The following is an 18,531-nucleotide window of genomic DNA, read 5'->3' as shown; positions in this document are numbered from 1 at the left end:
TTCCAAGGCCGTCGCACAGGGAAACGAAGAGAGCACTGCTTATGTCGGTTCGTATGGCCATCGCGAAATTGTCCGCCGCCGTTGCGGGCGGTGCGCTGATCGGGGGCGGGGCGGTTCACGTCGCCGAGCCGCCGGCCAAAAACCCGCAGTACGTCAAGCACGTCAAGCAGGCTAAGGCCCGCCGCGTGGTCAAGCGTCCGGCGCGTCGCGTCGTGCCGCGGGCGGCGCGGGTGATCGAACCGCCTGCCCGCCGCGTGATCGAGCAGCCTGCTCCCCGGCCTACATTCCGCCCCCGCCGCCGCAGGTCGTCGTGACCACGTCGGGTGGCGGCGCGCCGGTGATTGTCGGCGGATCGAGCGGCGGCGGCTTCGGCGGCGGCTTCTTCGGCGGTTTCTTCGGTGGCAGCGGCGGTAGCAGCGGCGGCTCGATCGTCATCACGTCGACCAGCACCGGCGGCTCGACTTCGACCTCGAGCGGCGGATCGGGCGGTAGTTCCACCTCGACCTCCAGCGGTGGCTCGGGCGGCAGCTCGACCTCGACCGGCGGTGTTACCAGCACTACCGGCGGCGTGACGAGCACGACGGGCGGCAGCTCGACGTCGACCAGCGGCGGCTCCACTTCCACCAGCGGCGGTTCGACCTCGACCTCGACGGGCGGCATGACCAGCACGACGACCACCTCGTCGGGCGGTTCGAGCAGTTCGTCCTCTTCGTCGTCCTCGTCTTCGAGTTCCAGCTCGTCGTCGTCCTCCGGCTCCTCGTCGGGTTCGTCGGGCGGCAGCACCGGCGGCAAGGATCATCATCACGGCAGCAGTTCGGGCGGCCATCACGGCAGCAGCGGCAGCTCGGGATCGAGCGGCAGCTCCGGTTCCAGCGGTTCGTCGGGTTCGAGCTCGTCGTCCGGTTCGTCCTCGTCGAGCGGCTCCTCGTCGACCTCGAGCTCGGGCGGCGCGACTTCCAGCGGCGCTACCTCGGGCGGATCGACCAGCACGAGCACCAGCGGCAGCAGCTCCTCGTCGTCGAGCGGTTCGACCTCGACCTCGACGGGCGGCATGACGAGCACCACGACGACTTCGTCGGGCGGATCGACCAGTTCGTCTTCGTCGTCGAGCTCGTCGTCCTCCAGTTCGTCGTCGAGTTCCTCCTCGACCAGCGGAAGCACCAGCACGAGCGGCGGGCACAAGGTTCCCGCTCCGCCGATGCTGGTCCTGTTCGGCGCCGCCGCGGCGACGGTCTTCGGCCGTCGCCGCCTGGCGAAGCAGCGCGCTGCGGCCTGAGATCCGGTACATTGAAAGCGGGGGGAAGGGCGGCCGAAAGGCCGCCCTTTTCTTATGGAATGGACTGAACGACCGGGAACCTCGTTTCGTCGGGTCGTATCCAAATCGGATTAGTTTTCCGGTATCGCATCAATAAGTTGAGAGTAGGCTCACCCAAAGATAAGAATCGGTGCAAAGCTATGACAAAGGCGATGGGACCGCGTCTCATACGGCAGGTCCGGGCTTCCGCGTTGCAAACCTACTTCAGCGTTGCCCGATTCGTTGGGCTCGATCCTTATCTTTGGATGCGCAAGAACAACATCCGTTCCGAAGATATTGCCGACCCCCAGAACATGATTGCGGCGAGCGCGCTGCTCAAGCTCTACGAGGACAGTGCCGTCGCCTCGGGCCGGCCGGACTTCGGCCTGTTGATCGCGGAAAGCCGCAGCGTCGCGTCGCTCGGGCCGATCAGCCTGCTGCTACGCTACCAGCCCACGGTCCGTTCGATCATCGATCAGGTCGCGATCAACATGCGGCTGCTCAATGACATCGTCCAGGCGCGTATCCAGGACGATGGCCAGATCGCCATGGTCAGGATCGAGATGCTGCCCGGCTTCGCCTCGCGCCAGACGATCGAATCGACCGTGGCGATCGCCTGCCGGTCCTACTGCGAGCTCATGGTCGGCGCCTGGCAGCCCGAATCCATCCACTTCCGCCATGGAGCCCCCCGGATCTGGCGACGCACAAGCGCGTCTTCGGCTGCCCGATCGTGTTCGACAGCGAGTTCGACGGTATCCTCTGCACTTCCGCCTCGCTCGACGTACCCAACCCCTGGGCCGACCCGGCGATGGCGGCGCATGCGCAGCGTTTCATCGACATGCTGACCGAGCAGCGCCCTTCGAGCTCGGTGACCGAGCAGGCGCGCCAGGCGATCTTCCTGCTGATCAGCAGCGGCAATGCCACCAAGGAAAAGGTCGCCGAGAACCTGGCGATCCACCCGCGCGCGCTGCAGCGCATCCTGAGCCGCGAGGATACCAATTTCGGCGAACTGCTGAGCGAGGCAAAGCGCGAGCTGGCCTTGCGCTATCTCAGCGGTTCCAATCAGTCGGTGACCGATATCGCGCTGCTGCTCGGCTATTCGACGATCAGCTCGTTCAGCCGCTGGTTCACCGAGGAGTTCGGCAAGTCCCCCGCCGCCTGGCGCAAGGCACCGCCGCAGGAGGTGATCGCCGCCTTTGCGGCATAGGCCGTACCCGTCAGGCCGTTTGTGTCTTCTCGCCGGTGCTGTCCGGCTTGGCAGGCGCCCAGCGGCCGCTCGCCGACATTTCCGTAAGCCTGGCGAACTGCCCGCTCGGCACGGCCGGGCTGAAGTAATTTCCCTGGCCATAGGGCACGCCGAAGCGGCGGAGCATCGTCATGTGGCGCTCGGTTTCGATGCCCTCGGCGACGATGGCCAGGCCCATGCGCGTGCCGAGCGTCGATATGGCGAGGATGATCGAATCGTCGGTCTCGCTGCCGAGATCGAAGACGAAGCTGCGGTCGATCTTCAGCGGGGTGATCGGCAGCTGCTTGACGTTGGTCAGCGAGGCATAGCCGGTGCCGAAATCGTCGAGCGAGATGCGCACGCCGGCCTCGGCCAGCTCGACCAGCGCCTGGCGCACATGGTCGCGCCCGCGGCCCAGCACGACCGATTCGGTGACCTCGACTTCGATCATCGCGGGCGGGATGCCGCGCAGCGCCAGCCTGGCGAGCAGACGGTCGGCGAAGTCCCCGGTGGCGAAGTCGAACGAGGTGGTGTTGATCGCGACATGGCCGAGGTCGATGCCGCGGGCCATGGCATCGGCGATGTCGGACAGCACGCAGTGGACCATGCAGTCGGTGATCGCGACGGCAAGCTCGCGGTCCTCGAAGGCTGCGGCGATCGAGGCGGGCAGCTCGACCAGGCCCTCGCGGGTCAGCACGCGAAGCAGGGCTTCGTAACCGGCCAGACGCCCGGTCCCGAGTTCCACCTTGGGCTGGTAGAAAGGCACGATGCGGCCATCAACGAGCGCGTCCTGCGCCTGCTCGATCATCTCGCGCTCGCGATCGTAGGCGCACGCCAGGACGGCGTTGAAGGCGCGGGCACAGCCGCGCCCCGCGGCCTTGGCGCTGACCAGCGCGAGATCGGCCTTGCGGTGCAGCGCGGCAAAGGTCTCGTCCTCCGCCTCGGCGAGCGCATAACCGATGCCGATCCGGCAATCGAGCGTCCGCCCGTCGTGGATGAAAGGCAGGTTCACCGCGTGGAGCAGGGTGCCTGCGATCTCCACCGCCGCTTCGGGCGAAGCGCATTGCCGCAGCAGGATGGCGAATTCGTCACCGCCGACGCGCGCGGCGACGGCATCTTCGCCCAGCGTCTCGCGCAGGCGGTTCGCCACTTCGATCAGCACGAGGTCGCCCGCGGCATGGCCGAAGCCGTCGTTGATCGTCTTGAAATTGTCGACGTCGATCAGCAGCAGCGCGGGCGGGTGGCGATAGCCGAGCGGCGCGCTCATGCGCTTTTCGAACTCGCGGATCAGGTGGCCGCGATTGGCCAGCCCGGTCAGGCTGTCGTGGTTGGCCGAATGCTCGAGCTTGCGCGACAGGCGTTGTTCGCGCTCGATCCGGCCTTCCTGCACGAGGATCTCGCGGCGCAGCTCGAGCTGGGTCTCGACCTGCTGGCCCAGAACGGTGAGCGCGCGCGCCTGGACCGCGGTGAGGCCCTCGGGCCGGGCCACGGTATCGACCACGCAGAGCGCGCCGATCGGCACGCCGTCGCGCGAATGGATCGGCACGCCGGCGTAGAACCGCACACCCGGCTCGCCGCGGACCAGTTCGTTGCTGCCGAACACCGGATGGTTCTGCGCGTCGGTGACGACGAAGACGCCCGTATCGGCGATGACGTGGGCGCAGATCGATTGCTCGATCGGCGTCTCGCGCAGGCTCGTGCCGTAAGCGGCCTTGAACCACTGGCGATGATCGCAGACCAGCGAGATCGCGCCCATGTTGGTGGTGCAGATCTCCGCGGCGAGTTGGGCGAGCGAATCGAATGCGGGTTCGGGCGCGGTGTCGAGGATCGCATATTCGGCGATCGCCTGCATGCGCTCCTGCGTATCGGCTTCTGCGCCGATGGCCTGCGCGCGCCGCCGCAGCCGCCCGGCAAGGCCGGCAGCGAACTGGGAGAACGGCGGCTCGAACATGTCCATTGGAACTCCACCGGGGCTGCGCCTGCGAAGAGCGCGAAAGGTGGAGCCAACCGGCCCTAGGAGGGACGGAAACGACCGATTGGCTCACGATGACCCCTAGGACATCGCAGCGCAGCCTGCTCCGCTTTCGCCGACAAGCGCTTAGCAGTTGAAACCGCTAGCGGATTCGCCCGAGCGGCGCCGCCGTGGCGGGTTCGGCACCTTCCAAGGAGACCCATTCGACCCCTGCGTCGGTCGTGCCGATCAGGTCGGCAAGCTCCCAGACGTTGGTGTAGCCATAGCCGTGAAGGTTGACGAAAGTCGGGATATTGAGCGCCAGCGGCGCGGCCTTGAGGATGACCGGTGGGCGATGATCGCGGAAATTGTTGTTGCAATAGATGTAGATAGGTCGGTTCGTGTCCGTACCCAGGGCTTCGCGTAGCGTCTCGGCCGAGAAGTCGCTGAAAGGCAGGTTGACCGCGCCCTTGAGGTGTCCGCGCGCGAAGGCACTCGTCGAGCGGGCATCGAGCAGGATGGCGCCCCCAGTCCGCGCGCGGGCGTAAAATTCAGCCCAGGGCAGGCGATGCGCCTCGCGCACCGGGCCGAGTTCCTCGACCAGCCGTGAGAAGCCGGCATAGTCGAACTGTGGATTGGCCGGGCGTTCCTGCGCTGCCGCGGGCACGGCGAAGGCCGCCAGCAGAGCCGTCAAAGCATGCTTCATGGCAATCTCCCGCATCCCTGTCGGGACGGAAGATTGCTGCGCATCGGGTTTATGCGCGCTGAATGCGGCGTCGTCCCGGCCGGAGCCGGGACGACGAGCCGATGATCAGGCCGCCAGCTTGCGCAGCACGTACTGCAGGATGCCGCCGTTCATGAAGTACTCGACCTCGTTGGCGGTATCGATCCGGCAGAGCGCGGCGAAAGTGAAGCTCGAGCCGTCCTTGCGGGTGACCTTGACCGCGACGTCCTGGCGCGGCTGCAGCTTGCCGACGCCGAGGATGGTGAAGGTGTCGTCGCCGGTCAGGCCCAGGCTCTGGCGGGTGTCGCCGTTCTTGAACTGCAGCGGCAGCACGCCCATGCCGACGAGGTTCGAGCGGTGGATACGCTCGAAGCTCTCGACGATGACCGCGCGCACGCCCAGCAGGTTGGTGCCCTTGGCCGCCCAGTCGCGCGACGAGCCGGTGCCGTATTCCTTGCCCGCGACGACGACCATCGGCGTGCCTTCGGCCTTATACTTCATGGCAACGTCGTAAATGAAGCCGACCTCGTCGCCATGGCGGCTCATGCCGCCCTCGACGCCGGGGACCATCTCGTTGCGGATGCGGATGTTGGCGAAAGTGCCGCGCATCATGACTTCGTGGTGGCCGCGGCGGGCGCCGTAGGAGTTGAAGTCCGCTTTCGCGACCTGGTGGTCCATCAGGTACTTGCCGCCCGGGCTGTCGGCCTTGATGTTGCCGGCCGGGCTGATGTGGTCGGTGGTGATCGAATCGCCGAGGATCGCCAGCGGCTTGGCGTCGATGATGTCGGTGACCGGCGCCGGGGTCATCGTCATGCCCTCGAAGTACGGCGGATTGGCGATGTAGGTGCTGCCGGCGCGCCACTTGTAGGTGTCCGAACCCTCGACATTGATCGCCTGCCAGTGCTTGTCGCCCTTGTAGACGTCGGCATAGCGCGCCTGGAACATGGCGCGGTCCATGCAGCCGTTCATCACGGTCGTGACTTCGGCATTGGTCGGCCAGATATCGCGCAGGAACACGTCCTTGCCGTCCTTGCCCTTGCCGATCGGCGTGGTGGTGAAGTTCTCGGTGACCGTGCCCTTCAGCGCATAGGCGACGACAAGCGGCGGCGAGGCGAGGAAGTTGGCGCGGACGTCGGGGCTGACGCGGCCTTCGAAGTTGCGATTGCCCGAGATGACCGAGGCGGCGACGAGGTTGTTGCCGTTGATCGCGGCCGAGATCGGCTCGGCGAGCGGACCCGAGTTGCCGATGCAGGTGGTGCAGCCATAGCCGACGAGGTTGAAGCCCACCGCGTCGAGATGCTCCTGCAGACCTGCGCGCACGAGGTAGTCGGTGACGACCTGCGATCCGGGGGCGAGGCTGGTCTTGACCCAGGGCTTGGGCGTCAGGCCCAGCTCGTTGGCCTTCTTGGCGACGAGGCCGGCGGCGACCAGCACGCTGGGGTTCGAGGTGTTGGTGCACGAGGTGATCGCGGCGATGACAACGTCGCCGTCGCCGATATCGTGGATCTTGCCCGCGACCGGAACGCGCGCGGCGGCCTTCTTGTAGACTTCGGCGAGGTCCTTGTTGAACACGTCGTCGACTTCGGTCAGCGCGACCTTGTCCTGCGGGCGCTTGGGGCCGGCGAGCGACGGCACGACCGTGGCCATGTCGAGCTCGAGCGTGTCGGTGAAGATCGGCTCGACCGACGGATCGATCCAGAAGCCCTGCTCCTTGGCATAGGCTTCGACCAGCGCGATGTTCTCTTCGGTGCGGCCGGTGAGGCGCATGTAGTCGAGCGTCTTGTCGTCGATGCCGAAGAAGCCGCAGGTCGCGCCATATTCGGGCGCCATGTTGGCCAGGGTCGCACGGTCGGCCAGGCTCAGCGAAGCGAGGCCCGGGCCGAAGTATTCGACGAAGCGGCCAACCACGCCCTTGGCGCGCAGCATCTGCGTGGCGGTGAGCACGAGGTCGGTCGCGGTGACGCCTTCCTGCAGCTCGCCGGTCAGCTTGAAGCCGACGACTTCGGGGATGAGCATCGACACGGGCTGGCCGAGCATCGCGGCTTCGGCCTCGATCCCGCCGACGCCCCAGCCGAGCACGCCCAGGCCGTTGATCATCGTCGTGTGGCTGTCGGTGCCGACGCAAGTGTCGGGATAGGCCACGGTGACGCCGTTCTGGTCCTTGCTGGTCCAGACCGCCTTGGCGATGTTCTCGAGGTTCACCTGGTGGCAGATGCCGGTGCCCGGGGGCACGGCGTAGAAGTTGTTGAGCGACTTCGAGCCCCACTTGAGGAAGTCATAGCGCTCGAAATTGCGCTGGTACTCGATCTCGACGTTCTGCTCGAAGGCCTTGGGGTGGCCGAACTCGTCGACCATGACCGAGTGGTCGATGACGAGGTTGACCGGAACCAGCGGGTTGATCTTGCTGGTGTCGCCGCCGAGCTTGGCGAGGGCATCGCGCATCGCCGCGAGGTCGACCACGCAGGGCACGCCGGTGAAGTCCTGCAGCAGCACGCGCGCCGGGCGGTACTGGATCTCGTTCTGCGATTCCCGCGGGTTCTTCTGCCAGTCGGCCAGCGCCTGGATGTCGGCGGTGGAGACGGTGAAGCCGCCGTCCTCGAAGCGGAGCAGGTTCTCGAGCAGGACCTTCATCGAGAAAGGCAGGCGGCTGATGTCGCCCAGCTTCTCGCCCGCCTTCTTGAGCGAGTAATAAGCGACCTCCTGGCCGCCGACGTTCATGGTGCTGCGGGTGCCGAGCGAGTCCTGTCCGACCTGGGTCATGCGCCTTTTTTCCCTCGATGGTTTTTTGTCTGTGCCGAGCGGCCCGCGGCCAAGCAAATGCTGCAGCGCGGAACGGATTCTGTTGGCGCCGCCGATGCGCGTTCCGTCGCGTCAGGTCAAGGGGCGCGCGGGATTCCGGGAGAATCGCGGCCCATTCGGGCGAGCCTGGCCGAGGTTGGAAATTCCCCGTCCCCCCGACGATTTTGGCGAAAACTGCAAAACTATCGTCGCGATCCGCGAAGCAAGCTGCGCTAATCCATGCAAGATAGACAGCGTGCGGGGTTCCTCTTTTCCTCTACCCGCATACTTGAGTCGCATTTAGATCATTCCTCAACCTCGAATATCGGAGGGAGCCGTGCCGGCTCTCTCCGTTTTTTTGTGCCTGCCACCGCGCTGGACTGCGGCGAAACAGTCGCGCTTCGATCCGGGTTAGTCGTTTGTAGCTAAATCGCATGGTTAACTCTGCTTTAACCGTGGAATTCAGCCTCACTGTAACCAGCTCGGCCGCAGCAATGCGGCATGCGCCAGTTTGTCCGTTCCCTCCTTCCCCTGCTTGCCCTGCTTCCGCAGCCGATCGCGGCGCAGGTCATCTCCTATGATCTCGCCTTCGTCGAAGCCGATCCCGCGCCCGTCTCGCCCGTGCCGGACAATGGCAGCGAGCGGGTGGTCGAACTGGCACAGCCGCAAGCCTCGCACGGCGGCCAGGCCTATGGCCCGTTTCGCCTGATCGACGATTCCCGGGCCGCGCTCGAGGGGATTACGGACGAAACCTCCGTCGCCGCCTTCGAAGCAATGCTGCGCGACCATCCCGGCATCGCGACGATCGAGATGATCGACTGCCCCGGTACCGAGGACGATCGCGCCAACCTGCGCCTCGGCCGGATGATCCGCGCCCGCGGCATCGCGACCCATGTCCCCGGCGACGGCTTCGTCGGTTCGGGTGCGGTCGAGCTCTACCTCGCCGGCGTCCGCCGCCGCGCCGAACCCGGCGCGGAATTCGCGGTGCATTCGTGGGAGGACGATACCGGCCGCGAACCCGGCGACTATGCCGCCGACGCGCCGCAGAATCGCGCCTACCTCGACTATTACCGCGCCATGGGCATGAGCGAGGACGAGGCGCGCTCGTTCTACGCGATGACCAACTCGGTGCCCTTCTCCAGCGCCAAGTGGATGACCGCGGGCGAGATGGACCGCTGGACGCGGTTCGACGATCCCGCACGCAAGCCGTTGCCGGTCCAGGCAGACGCGCCGCAATTTGCCCGCGCCGCGCCCGCCTCGCCGGCCACACGGCCGGTCATTTACGGTCCTTTCCGGGTAATCGACGATACCCACGCGGCAATGGCGGGAGTCACCGACGCACGCACCCCGGCCGCCTTCGAGGCGATGCTGCGCGACTATCCCGGCATCGCCCGGCTCGACATGGTCGATTGCCCGGGGACGGAGGACGACCGCGCCAACCTGCGCCTCGGCCGGATGATCCGCGCCAAGGGCCTCGTCACCTATGTTCCGGCCAATGGCTGGGTCGCTTCGGGCGCAGTCGAGCTGTTCCTCGCCGGCACGCAGCGCTCGGCCGAGCCCACCGCACGATCCGCCGTGCATTCGTGGGAGGACGACACCGGCCGCGGGCCGAACGACTATTCGGTCGATGCGCCGAAGAACCGGTCCTATCTCGACTACTACCGGACGATGGGCATGAGCGAGGGCGAGGCGCGGGCGTTCTATGCCATGACTAACGCCACGCCTTTCGCGCGGGCGCAGTGGCTGAGCACGGCCGACATGGCGCATTGGACGCGGCTGCAGCCCTCGCCCGCATCCGATCCCGCGCCGCGCGGCACTTTCGCGCAGGCCATGCCGGGTTCGCGCGGCGGGCTGGCTTCCGCCGCCTACTGAGGTTGGCTGAGTCCAGATCGCGCGACGTTAAATACCGTCAGCTAACTTACATAATCCAAGCCAATATTTGGCAGGCATCGTCTCAATAGACATGCCCCTTACGGTGATTCTACCGTCCGAGAACAAGAGTCTTGGATTGGCAATCCAGTGTCGCTGATTGTGAAGGGAGTGCCCCGAACGTGGGTTACCCCAACATGGTTAACAGCGAATCGCTGGGCTGTTTAAGATTTCACACGGGGTTCTTGTGATGGGCATACAGGGGCATGAATTCACTACAATTGAAACCGATGCGCAGGGCTTCGGCTCTGTATTCCATCAGATTTCGCACGAGCTCAGGAACCCGCTGAACTCGATCAGCGGGTTCGCCGAACTGCTCCTCATGGACGAGGGTCTGAGCACCGCGCACGCCGACTATGTCCGCGCCATCCTGACGGGCAGCGAGGCGCTGACGGTGGCCGTGGTGGCGCTGCTCGACCGGGTGGAGACGCGCGCTTCGGCGTCCGCTGCCAAGGCCGTCACCGGGCCGAGTCACAAATCGTTCGGTGAGGCGCAGCCGTTGCCGCGCGGCTCGCTCTTCACGCGCGCCAGCCGCTGGGGCTCGCAGCGCCGCCAGCAGCGCAAGGGGCGGTCGGGCAGGCCATGACCGAAGCCGCGCGGACCCGTCCGCAATCCGTGATCGGGCCCCTGGGCCAGCCTCTGACGCTCGAAACGCTGCCCCCGACTTCGACCAAGCGGTGGATTGCGCATCGCAAGGCAGAACTCGTCGCCGCCGTCGACGGCGGGCTCCTCTCGATCGAGGAAGTCTGCGAAAGCTACGGCATCGCGCTGGAAGAATTCGTATCCTGGCAGCGCGGCGTGGACCGTCTCGGCATGCGCGGACTGTGGGTTACACGCACGCAAAAGTACCGCGATCTTTTTGAGCGCAGGCAACGTTATTGATGCCGTGAGCTATGGTTGCGGCGAAAGATTAACGAATGCGCTACTCTGCTGCTCTATCCGGCTTGATACGGGACTATACTAGGCATAGGCTCGCTCCATCGTGCGTGTCAGGGGCACATCTTGCACATCCATATCGTCGACGATGAACCAGAATTGCTCGCCTCGCTTTCTTTGATCCTGAGGCGCGAAGGTCACGACGTGCAGACTTTCCCCACCGGCGAGGCATTCCTCGCGGTTGCATCCGAGCTGCCGCCGGGCTGCGTCCTGCTCGACCTGCGGCTGCCCGATCTCGACGGGCTGGAAGTGCAGCATCGGCTTGGCGAGCTCGATACCGATCACGCCGTGGTGCTGCTGACGGGCTTCGGCGAAGTGCCCGACGCGGTCTCGGCGATGCGCGCGGGCGCCGTCGATTTCCTGCGCAAGCCCTATCGCCGGGAGAACCTGCTCGATGCGCTGAGCCGGGCGGGAGAGCAGATCGAGGACAATCTGCGCCAGCGTGCCGAGCGCGCGAAGCTCGGGGCCGTCAATACGCTGTCCGAGCGCGAGCTGGAGGTCCTGCGTGCGCTGGCGACGGGCAAGCAGAGCAAGGTCGTGGCCTATGAGCTGGGCCTGAGCATCAGGACGATCGACATGCATCGCGCCCGGATCATCAAGCGGCTGAACGTGTCCAATATCGGCGCGGCGCTCGTGATGGCAAAGGATGCGAGGCTGATCTGAGGTTCAGGACCGCTCGGCCATGGCCGGCGACAGCGCCTTGCGCAGGCTGTCCGCCAGCTCTTTCTTGCGATAGGGCTTGCGAAGCAAAAGGGCTTCGATCGCGGCCAGCCGGTCGAGATGCTGCTCGGCATGGCCCGAGGTGAACAATATCGGCAGATCGGGCCGCATTGCGCGTGCCTGGACGGCCAGTTCGATACCGTCCATCCCGCCGTCCATGGCGATGTCGGTGAACAGCAGATCGACCTTGGCCCCGCTCCACAACAGTTCCAGCGCCGACTTGCCGTCGGGCATCGAGACTGTCCGATAGCCCAGGCTGTCGACTTGCGAGGTGACGTATTTGCGCACCATCGCGTCGTCTTCGGCGATGAGCACGGTTTCGCCGGAGCCGCGATTCTGGGGCGTTTCGTCCGCTGCCTCGGCCTCGGGTGAGGATTTTGTCGTCGCCGGCAGATAGAGCCGCACCGTGGTCCCCCCACCGAGCCGCGAGCTCAGTTCGACGTGGCCGCCCGACTGGCGCGCGAAGCCGTAGACCATGCTGAGGCCCAGTCCGCTGCCCTGGCCCGGGCCCTTCGTAGTGAAGAAGGGATCGAACGCCTTCTCGACCGTATCCTCGCTCATGCCCACGCCGTTGTCGCTAAGGCACAGCATGACGTATTTGCCCGGCTGGAGCTCGGCATGCTGCACGGAATTCGCACCGACGACGATGTTTTCCGAGAAGATGTCGATCCTGCCGCCGTCCGGCAGGGCATCGCGCGCATTGAGCACGAGGTTGAGCAGTACCATCTCCAGCTGCGCCGGGTCGGCATAGACCGAGCGCGACGAGAACCGCGCCGAAAGCTTCAACTCGATCGTTTCGGGGACCGCGCGCCGCAGCAGGGGCAACAGCCCGTCGACGAGATCGCCGACTTTCACCGAACGAGGCATGAGCGATTGCTTGCGGGCGAAAGTCAGCAGGCGCTCGGTCAGGTCCGCGGCGCGCTCGCCCGTGCTCAGGATCAGGCCGGCCAGTTCGCCGAGATCGCCTTCGCCGAGTTCCTGGGCCAGCGCCTCGCTGTTGCCAATGATCACGGTCAGCAGGTTATTGAAATCGTGCGCGATGCCGCCGGTCAGCTGGCCGAGCGCCTCGAGCCGCTGACGCTGGGATAGCTGCTGCTGGAGCTCCATGCGTTCGGTGACGTCTTCGATCATCACCATATGGCGCGGGTGGTCACCGGCGGGGGCATCGAAATGGGTAGCCGTCAGGTTGACTGGGACGACGACCCCGTCGGGCCGCACGAAACGTTTTTCGGTCTGATAACTAGTCTCTTCGCCGGCCAGGAAAGGCACGGCCGACGTAACGCAGCGTTCCAGGTCATCGGGAAACGTGAGTTCCTGCCAGGAATAGTTGCGCAGATCCGCAAGGTCGCGGCCGACGATCTCCTGGAACTTTGCGTTCGCGTCGATGTAGCGGCCCGTCGAAGAATCGATCAGGGCGATGCCGAGCGGCGCGCGTTCGAAGATCGCGCGCGCGCGCCATTCCGACTTGCGGGCGCTTTCCTGGAATTCCTCCGCCGCGCGCTCGGCCTCCAGCGCGTCCAGCGCCAGTCCGAACTGCCAGACCATCTCGAGCAGCAGCGACCGGGTCTTTTCGTCGAAAAACGCCGGCTCGTCGGTGTAGAGCGCGAGTAGCGCCGTCGTCCCGCTGCGTTGGTGGATCGGCAGTACCGCCGTGCCGCGCAGGCCGGAACCCTCCGCACGATCCTGCCAGATCGCCATATTGGATTCCGTTGCGAGGTCGTCGACCCACTGTGCCTCGGCGCTGCGATAGGCCCTTGCGACGGGGCCGCGTCCGGAGGGTTCGTTCGGGCTGGTCGAGAAGCGGATGCCGTCGAGGCCGTTCTTGGCGAAGTTCTGGCTGAACTGGGTAACCGGCTCGATATGGTCGCCGTCCGGATTGAGCCGGCCGAACCAGGCCATCTTCATATCGCCACGCTCGACGAGGATCCGGCAGACCGCGTTCGAAAGCTCGTCGATCGACTCGCGACGGGCTATGGCGATATTGCAGGCCGCCACCGCATCCTGGAGGCGGGCGTGGCGCTGGGCGCGCAGGCTGGCCTTCTTGGCGTCGTCGATGTCGAGATTGGTGCCGATGATGCGGAGAGGTCCCCCGTCGGCGTCGCGCTCGTAGACCATGCCGCGGGCCAGGACCCATTTGAAACTGCCGTCGGTGCAGCGGACCCGCTGTTCCAGTTCATAGAGTTGTGTCTGGCCGTCCAGGTGCGCCTGGAGCGCGGCGGCGCAACGGGCGCGATCCTCGGGGTGCAGCCAATCGTCCCATTCGTCGACGGCCGGGCCGTCCTCATCCTCGGCGATGCCCCGCATCGCTTTCCATATCTTGGAATAATAGATCTGCTTGGCAGCGACGTCCCAGTCCCAGACGCCCATACCCGACGCCTCGTGGGCGGCCAGCCATCGATCCTCCGCTTCAAGCATTTAGCGCCGCCCCATATAACCTTTAATAATCATGGTCCGACGCTCGTTAAGCAATATAGCGATACTACGGTACTGGTCTTGAAGTCGGTTCGTAAGCCGCGGCTTGAAGCGCCAAGCCATTGTAGAAGTGGCAGCAGCACGTGTTTTACTTATCCCCGGAAAAGCCCGCGGCATCAAGCCGATGGCGCGAATGCCCGGGTTTCGCCCGCTGTTCCGGAGGCTCCGCCGGATCCCATGGTGAACGCCAGCCTGCGGGGGATGCGGTAGTTCTCCGATATCGTTTTTGCCATCGGCCTGGGTAGTGGGGGAGAATAACGGGGGCGTAACGCATGTCGAAGCTGCAGTCGGTCAAGTCGGAGATGGTTCCACAGGTTCGCGCCGTGACTCTGTCGGCCTATGTCGACGTCGTGCGGGGCCTGGGTGCCGATCCGTTTGCCATGCTGCGCAGCGCCAGGATCAGGCCCGAGGAACTGACCGATCCGGAAACGCGCCTCTCCGCCACCACGGTGACCAGGCTGGCGGAAGATACGGCCCGGGCCACCGGCTGCGAAGCCCTGGGCCTGCTCCTGGCCGAGCCGCGTAATTTCGCCTCGCTGGGCCCGATAAGCCTGCTGCTTCAGCATCGCGCCAATGTCCGCGGTGCCTTCGAATCGCTCGCCAAGCACCGCCACATGATCAGCGACATCATCGACTACGTGCTCGAAGACGATGGCGAGACGGCGATGCTCCGTGCCGAGATCATGTACGGCTGCGCTTCGCGCCAGACGATCGAATTCACAGTTGCGGTCATGTTCGGAGCGCTGCGCGAGATGGCAGATGGCCGCTGGCGACCGGAAAGCATCCATTTCCGGCATTCAGCCCCCGCCGATCTCAAGATCCACCGCCGGACTTTCGGGTTTCCCATCCAGTTCGATAGCGATTTCGACGGCATTTCCTGCCAGTCCGCCTCGCTCGACGTGGTCAATCGCACCGCGAACGAGCTCATGGCGCGCCATGCCGAGCAGTGCCTTGAGATGCTGGCGGGCCAGCGCGCGACGAGCACGGTCACCGACCAGGTCCGCCGCGCGATCAACAGCCTGCTCAGCCGCTGCAACGTGACGATGGAAAGCGTCGCCGACAACCTCAGCCTGCATCCGCGCATGCTTCAGCGGCTGCTCGAAAAGGAAGGCGCGACCTTTGCCGCGCTGCTGAACGAGGCGCGCCGCGATCTGGCCGTGCGTTACCTCTCGACGTCGAACCATTCGGTTACCGATGTAGGGATGCTGCTCGGCTATTCGACGCTCAGCTCGTTCTCGCGCTGGTTCACCGTCGAGTTTGGCAAGTCGCCCGCCTCGTGGCGCAACGCCGAACGCGGCGTGCCGACCCTGGGGCGCGAATATCGCCCGGAGCCGGTGAAATACGCCTCGGGCAGTCCCGCCTGGGCCTGAGCCCCGAGCGCAACGGGACTGCCAACAAACTGTCGGGATCTGCGAAGCGGCCCAAAGGCTGGCCGAGCTATGACTCGGGCTCAAGGAGGCCCTGGCCGATGTTCCGCAAGAAATTCCTGACGCAGCGCCCACAGGCCATGGCGGAAAGGGTCGATCAGCTTCGGCGACTGCAGCAGGTTCGCAGGATGCTGGCTGCGGCGGAATCGTCGCTGGTCTCTGCCCAGGATCTGATCGGCATCCCCGACGAGGGCGACTGCGAGCGCTGGACCTTGCCGGCGCTGCATTAAAGCCCGGTACCCGCGCGGTGCGACCGAATGGCCGATACCGCGCTACTTTGATTGAAACAGCGTCCAATACTGTTCCAATTCTGGGCAATGGGTGCGCTTGCGCTCAAAGTAAGCGATTGATAGGGCAGAGAAACAATCGAGAAACCCCCAGGCGGATTTGCATTTGCATTGAGGGATGTGCTTCAAATCCGCAGGAGAAACTCTATGCCCGATCGCGCCGACTGCTCGGCAGCTCAGGCGTCGGCAACAGCGGTTCGCCAAGGTCTTCGCGAAATGACTGCCAATCTCCTCCGCGTTGCCCGCGGTGCGGGGCGACCCGAACTGATCGTCGCGCAGGTCACTGCACTCGTCGAGCTCTTCGCCGCTTATCGCGACGCTACGGAGGGCGATCTGAAGCCATCGGATATCACCGAGGCGCTCAGGCTCGAGCATATCATCGAAGACGAGGATGAGCTCTGGCCCGTCTGGGACCGCGCCGTCCGCGAAATGGTCAATGGTGCGCTGCAAGTCGCCGCGGCCGAGCTGCTGGGTCAGCAGGCCCAGGCCGCCACGGGCCGGCGCGAACTCTTCGCCGGCTACCGGCACATCGAGAAGCTGCATTCCAGGCAGTTGGTTCGTTTGCTCCAGCGCCGGGCCAGCGAAAACGAAGAGTGATCAGGGTGCCGGCGGCAGGGCGGCCGCGGGCACCGTCGGCGTTGCCGGACTGCGCGTGGCGATCCAGCAGCCCAGGACGATCAGCGCCGTGCCGGCGATCGTGGCCGCGGTCACGGCTTCGCTGAACCAGACGTAGCCGGCCAGCGCCGCCCAGACGAAGGCGGTGTACTCGAGCGGTACCAGCGCCTGCGCCTCGGCGCGCGCATAGCCCCAGCTCAGCAGCATCAGCGCAATCGCCGCGAGGACCGCGGCGCCCGTGACGTCGCGCAGCAAGGCCGGAGTCGGCCAGGCGGGGGCGGACTTCCAGGCCAGCATGATCACGGGCGCGGCAAGGATCAGGAACAGCGCCATGAACAGGCTCTGGAACAGCGCCACGTCGAAGGGTTTCGCCACCAACGCCTGCTGCCGCTGCAGGATCAGGTTCCAGGCGTAGAAGAAGGCCGACAGCAGGACCGCACCGATCGCCGGCGCCGCCTCGGCGGGGCTTTCCGTGCTGAAACGCGCTGCGGTGATCACGGCGACGCCGGCAAGCCCCAGCACCGAGGCGACGATCGCCGTCGGCCGGATCGTCTCGCCCAGGACCACCGCCGCGAGGTAGAGCGCGATCAGCGGCGCGATGAACGACAGCGCCATGGCCTCCGCCATCGGCAGCCGCACCAGCGCCCAGAAGAACAGCCCGGCCATCGCCGCCACCACGGCAGAGCGGAGCGCGTGGATCTTGAGGACCGCCAGCGCCGGCCAACGACCGCGTGCCAGCAGCCAGATCGGCAGCATCAGCAGACCGCCGATGATCGAGCGCAGCAGCAGGGCATTGTAGACGCCGCCGGCCATCGAGGCGCTTTTCATCAGCGCGTCCATCGTGCTGAAGGTGGCGATCCCCGCGGTTACCGACAGGAATGGTAGTGGGGAGCGGGCGTGCGTCATGCGCCGCGGCTTAGAGCGCTTGGTGAGCGGATTGAACCCCTGCTGTCGGTTAGTTGGTGCGCTTGGGCACCGAGAACGAGCCCGAGACGCGCCCACCGCCGCCGCTCGCTCCGCCGAGCGCCGAGGAGGAGCCACCGGGGCGGCCATCGACGCTGGACAAGCCGGTGTTGAGGTCCATCACCAGCCGGCCGCCGTTCAAGGTGTCGGTGCCGCGGCGCAGCGCGACGTTGCCCGCCATCGTGATGATGCGGCGGTTGAAGTCATAGACCGCGACATCGCCCTTCGCGCTTTGATTGCCGCGCGTCACCGTGACCCCGCCGGTCGCGTCGAGCCGCTGGATCTTGAGCGCATCGGCGTTGGTATAGGCCACCGTGGTGCGCGCGGCGCGCATCTTGAGATCGCCCTGGGTGATGTCGACATTGCCAGACAGGACGACGCGATTGGCTTTGTCCTGCAGCTCGATGCGGTCGGCCGCGTAGTCGACCGGCGCGTTGCTGTCGTGCCCGCTGATGGCCTGGGCGCCGAGCTGCTGCAGCCCGACCAGCGCCGCGCCGCTCAGGAAAAAGGCGCCGAGCGCGATTTTGGAAGCTGCACGAAACGTCATTGGGGCATCCTCATCTTGCCGGGCGTCATGTGCAACCTTGCGTTTCCTTCGAGCGTCACGGTTCGTTCGCCGAGATCGCCGACTATCCGGTTCGCGGCGAAAGTGCCAGCGGGGACCGTCCCCGAAACGCCGCCTGCGCCGGCCATGCGCTTCGTCTTGAGATCTATGGCGACGTTGTTGGTCACCATCGAGTAGCCATCGGAGGCCGAGAAGTTGACCGGGCCGGGCACCGCCACCAGGCTGGTGTCGAAATTGTAGTTGCCGCCCGGTGCATTGAGCTGGGCAGGGCCGTCCTTGAGCTGGATCGAAGCGACGAGATCCGTAAGATCGAGGATCGGCGAAGCCGGCGAAGGCTGGATCGCGCTGCCGGCGGTCAGTTCGAAGGGCCGGCCGTCGTCGTCCTCGCCGCGATACTTCGCTTTGTCGACGTGGATGCGCTCGGGCGTCACCGCCACCTTGTTGCGGTCGAGCAGGAAGCTGATCTCGTGGCGTGGGCTTAGCGGCACCAGGATCATCACCGCGGCGACTACGCCGATCCCCGCCGGCAGTGCCTTCTGCAGGAAGCCGACCAGCTTGTCGTGGAATCCGCCGGGTGCAGCGAAGCGCTGCCGCTTGCCCCGGATGATGTCCGCCTGAGTAGTCATGATCGTGTGGTCATCGCCC

The 18,531-nt window shown here is 65.7% G+C and carries 19 protein-coding genes; 10 read left to right on the top strand and 9 right to left on the bottom strand.

The window, feature by feature from the left end; all coding sequences use genetic code 11:
• Nucleotides 1–41 precede the first annotated feature (41 nt).
• Entirely contained in the window at nucleotides 42–314 is a 273-nt protein-coding gene (locus KRR38_RS18760; protein WP_217404436.1) for a hypothetical protein, read from the top strand.
• Here KRR38_RS18760 and KRR38_RS18755 read toward each other — a convergent pair.
• Together KRR38_RS18755 and KRR38_RS18750 are read right to left on the bottom strand one after the other, a co-directional pair.
• A complete protein-coding gene (locus KRR38_RS18755) occupies nucleotides 280–792 on the bottom strand; it encodes a hypothetical protein (RefSeq protein WP_217404434.1) in 513 nt (170 codons plus the stop codon). The two genes, KRR38_RS18760 and KRR38_RS18755, sit on opposite strands and share 35 nt — an antisense overlap.
• A 33-nt stretch (nucleotides 793–825) precedes the next feature.
• Nucleotides 826–1,182 carry a hypothetical protein gene (locus tag KRR38_RS18750; protein WP_217404432.1) on the bottom strand — a complete coding sequence of 119 codons (357 nt, stop codon included), beginning with the start codon at nucleotides 1,180–1,182 and terminating at the stop codon, nucleotides 826–828.
• Nucleotides 1,183–1,506: 324 nt separating this feature from the next.
• Between KRR38_RS18750 and KRR38_RS18745 the strand changes: the two genes are divergently transcribed.
• The gene (locus KRR38_RS18745; RefSeq protein ID WP_217404430.1) at nucleotides 1,507–2,139 is read left to right on the top strand and encodes an AraC family transcriptional regulator ligand-binding domain-containing protein; all 633 of its coding nucleotides are present in this window, start codon (nucleotides 1,507–1,509) and stop codon (nucleotides 2,137–2,139) included.
• The gene (locus tag KRR38_RS18740) at nucleotides 2,103–2,501 is read left to right on the top strand and encodes a helix-turn-helix transcriptional regulator (RefSeq protein ID WP_217404428.1); all 399 of its coding nucleotides are present in this window, start codon (nucleotides 2,103–2,105) and stop codon (nucleotides 2,499–2,501) included. The genes KRR38_RS18745 and KRR38_RS18740 overlap by 37 nt, the downstream gene beginning before the upstream one ends.
• Before the next feature lie 10 nt (nucleotides 2,502–2,511).
• Here KRR38_RS18740 and KRR38_RS18735 read toward each other — a convergent pair whose 3' ends face one another.
• From KRR38_RS18735 to acnA, 3 genes are all read right to left on the bottom strand, one after another.
• Entirely contained in the window at nucleotides 2,512–4,476 is a 1,965-nt protein-coding gene (locus tag KRR38_RS18735) for a bifunctional diguanylate cyclase/phosphodiesterase (RefSeq protein WP_217404425.1), read from the bottom strand.
• Between the two features lie 157 nt (nucleotides 4,477–4,633).
• Nucleotides 4,634–5,176 carry a rhodanese-like domain-containing protein gene (locus KRR38_RS18730; protein ID WP_217404423.1) on the bottom strand — a complete coding sequence of 181 codons (543 nt, stop codon included), beginning with the start codon at nucleotides 5,174–5,176 and terminating at the stop codon, nucleotides 4,634–4,636.
• A gap of 105 nt (nucleotides 5,177–5,281) precedes the next feature.
• A complete protein-coding gene (acnA, locus tag KRR38_RS18725) occupies nucleotides 5,282–7,954 on the bottom strand; it encodes an aconitate hydratase AcnA (protein WP_217404421.1) in 2,673 nt (890 codons plus the stop codon).
• Between the two features lie 519 nt (nucleotides 7,955–8,473).
• Between acnA and KRR38_RS37425 the strand changes: the two genes are divergently transcribed.
• From KRR38_RS37425 to KRR38_RS18705, 4 genes are all read left to right on the top strand, one after another.
• Nucleotides 8,474–9,844, top strand: coding sequence for a hypothetical protein (locus tag KRR38_RS37425; RefSeq protein ID WP_309141084.1), 1,371 nt, complete (start codon nucleotides 8,474–8,476; stop codon nucleotides 9,842–9,844).
• A gap of 247 nt (nucleotides 9,845–10,091) precedes the next feature.
• Nucleotides 10,092–10,487 (top strand): histidine kinase dimerization/phospho-acceptor domain-containing protein, encoded by a 396-nt coding sequence (locus KRR38_RS18715; RefSeq protein WP_217404419.1) that lies wholly within the window; start codon nucleotides 10,092–10,094, stop codon nucleotides 10,485–10,487.
• Complete coding sequence (locus KRR38_RS18710) at nucleotides 10,484–10,783, top strand: DUF1153 domain-containing protein (RefSeq protein ID WP_217404417.1); 300 nt, start codon at nucleotides 10,484–10,486, stop codon at nucleotides 10,781–10,783. The genes KRR38_RS18715 and KRR38_RS18710 overlap by 4 nt, the downstream gene beginning before the upstream one ends.
• A 120-nt stretch (nucleotides 10,784–10,903) precedes the next feature.
• Nucleotides 10,904–11,500: a response regulator transcription factor gene (locus KRR38_RS18705; RefSeq protein WP_217404415.1), complete on the top strand. Its 597-nt coding sequence runs from the start codon at nucleotides 10,904–10,906 to the stop codon at nucleotides 11,498–11,500.
• 3 nt (nucleotides 11,501–11,503) lie between these two features.
• On the opposite strand, the gene KRR38_RS18700 is transcribed toward KRR38_RS18705, so the two are convergent.
• Nucleotides 11,504–13,972, bottom strand: a complete 2,469-nt coding sequence (locus KRR38_RS18700; protein ID WP_217404413.1) for a PAS domain-containing protein — start codon at nucleotides 13,970–13,972, stop codon at nucleotides 11,504–11,506.
• A gap of 329 nt (nucleotides 13,973–14,301) precedes the next feature.
• Between KRR38_RS18700 and KRR38_RS18695 the strand changes: the two genes are divergently transcribed.
• The 3 genes from KRR38_RS18695 to KRR38_RS18685 all read left to right on the top strand — a co-directional run bounded on the left by KRR38_RS18695 (nucleotide 14,302) and on the right by KRR38_RS18685 (nucleotide 16,340).
• Nucleotides 14,302–15,399, top strand: a complete 1,098-nt coding sequence (locus tag KRR38_RS18695; protein WP_217404411.1) for an AraC family transcriptional regulator — start codon at nucleotides 14,302–14,304, stop codon at nucleotides 15,397–15,399.
• Between the two features lie 98 nt (nucleotides 15,400–15,497).
• Nucleotides 15,498–15,686, top strand: coding sequence for a hypothetical protein (locus KRR38_RS18690; RefSeq protein WP_217404408.1), 189 nt, complete (start codon nucleotides 15,498–15,500; stop codon nucleotides 15,684–15,686).
• Nucleotides 15,687–15,890: 204 nt separating this feature from the next.
• Nucleotides 15,891–16,340 carry a hypothetical protein gene (locus tag KRR38_RS18685; protein ID WP_217404406.1) on the top strand — a complete coding sequence of 150 codons (450 nt, stop codon included), beginning with the start codon at nucleotides 15,891–15,893 and terminating at the stop codon, nucleotides 16,338–16,340.
• Here the strand turns inward: KRR38_RS18685 and KRR38_RS18680 are convergent, their stop codons facing one another.
• Genes KRR38_RS18680 through KRR38_RS18670 form a run of 3 tightly spaced genes read right to left on the bottom strand, consistent with a single transcriptional unit; the run spans nucleotide 16,341 to nucleotide 18,512 of the window.
• Entirely contained in the window at nucleotides 16,341–17,264 is a 924-nt protein-coding gene (locus tag KRR38_RS18680) for a DMT family transporter (protein ID WP_217404404.1), read from the bottom strand.
• Nucleotides 17,265–17,313: 49 nt separating this feature from the next.
• The gene (locus tag KRR38_RS18675) at nucleotides 17,314–17,868 is read right to left on the bottom strand and encodes an LptA/OstA family protein (RefSeq protein ID WP_217404402.1); all 555 of its coding nucleotides are present in this window, start codon (nucleotides 17,866–17,868) and stop codon (nucleotides 17,314–17,316) included.
• Nucleotides 17,865–18,512: an LPS export ABC transporter periplasmic protein LptC gene (locus KRR38_RS18670; RefSeq protein WP_217404400.1), complete on the bottom strand. Its 648-nt coding sequence runs from the start codon at nucleotides 18,510–18,512 to the stop codon at nucleotides 17,865–17,867. Before KRR38_RS18670 ends, KRR38_RS18675 begins: the two co-directional genes overlap by 4 nt.
• Between the last annotated feature and the right edge of the window lie 19 nt (nucleotides 18,513–18,531).

It is taken from the genome of Novosphingobium sp. G106, from assembly GCF_019075875.1.
GTDB lineage: Bacteria > Pseudomonadota > Alphaproteobacteria > Sphingomonadales > Sphingomonadaceae > Novosphingobium.
This window is presented reverse-complemented; position numbering and strand designations above follow the sequence as displayed.

What these genes read in the sequence shown, in the direction of transcription:
- KRR38_RS18760 (WP_217404436.1), top strand. Translation starts at nt 42, where the DNA reads ATGTCGGTTCGTATGGCCATCGCGAAATTGTCCGCCGCCGTTGCGGGC.
- KRR38_RS18740 (WP_217404428.1), top strand. Translation starts at nt 2,103, where the DNA reads ATGGCGGCGCATGCGCAGCGTTTCATCGACATGCTGACCGAGCAGCGC.
- KRR38_RS18735 (WP_217404425.1), bottom strand. Translation starts at nt 4,476, where the DNA reads ATGGACATGTTCGAGCCGCCGTTCTCCCAGTTCGCTGCCGGCCTTGCC.
- KRR38_RS18730 (WP_217404423.1), bottom strand. Translation starts at nt 5,176, where the DNA reads ATGAAGCATGCTTTGACGGCTCTGCTGGCGGCCTTCGCCGTGCCCGCG.
- acnA (WP_217404421.1), bottom strand. Translation starts at nt 7,954, where the DNA reads ATGACCCAGGTCGGACAGGACTCGCTCGGCACCCGCAGCACCATGAAC.
- KRR38_RS37425 (WP_309141084.1), top strand. Translation starts at nt 8,474, where the DNA reads ATGCGCCAGTTTGTCCGTTCCCTCCTTCCCCTGCTTGCCCTGCTTCCG.
- KRR38_RS18715 (WP_217404419.1), top strand. Translation starts at nt 10,092, where the DNA reads ATGGGCATACAGGGGCATGAATTCACTACAATTGAAACCGATGCGCAG.
- KRR38_RS18710 (WP_217404417.1), top strand. Translation starts at nt 10,484, where the DNA reads ATGACCGAAGCCGCGCGGACCCGTCCGCAATCCGTGATCGGGCCCCTG.
- KRR38_RS18700 (WP_217404413.1), bottom strand. Translation starts at nt 13,972, where the DNA reads ATGCTTGAAGCGGAGGATCGATGGCTGGCCGCCCACGAGGCGTCGGGT.
- KRR38_RS18695 (WP_217404411.1), top strand. Translation starts at nt 14,302, where the DNA reads ATGTCGAAGCTGCAGTCGGTCAAGTCGGAGATGGTTCCACAGGTTCGC.
- KRR38_RS18690 (WP_217404408.1), top strand. Translation starts at nt 15,498, where the DNA reads ATGTTCCGCAAGAAATTCCTGACGCAGCGCCCACAGGCCATGGCGGAA.
- KRR38_RS18685 (WP_217404406.1), top strand. Translation starts at nt 15,891, where the DNA reads ATGCCCGATCGCGCCGACTGCTCGGCAGCTCAGGCGTCGGCAACAGCG.
- KRR38_RS18680 (WP_217404404.1), bottom strand. Translation starts at nt 17,264, where the DNA reads ATGACGCACGCCCGCTCCCCACTACCATTCCTGTCGGTAACCGCGGGG.
- KRR38_RS18675 (WP_217404402.1), bottom strand. Translation starts at nt 17,868, where the DNA reads ATGACGTTTCGTGCAGCTTCCAAAATCGCGCTCGGCGCCTTTTTCCTG.
- KRR38_RS18670 (WP_217404400.1), bottom strand. Translation starts at nt 18,512, where the DNA reads ATGACTACTCAGGCGGACATCATCCGGGGCAAGCGGCAGCGCTTCGCT.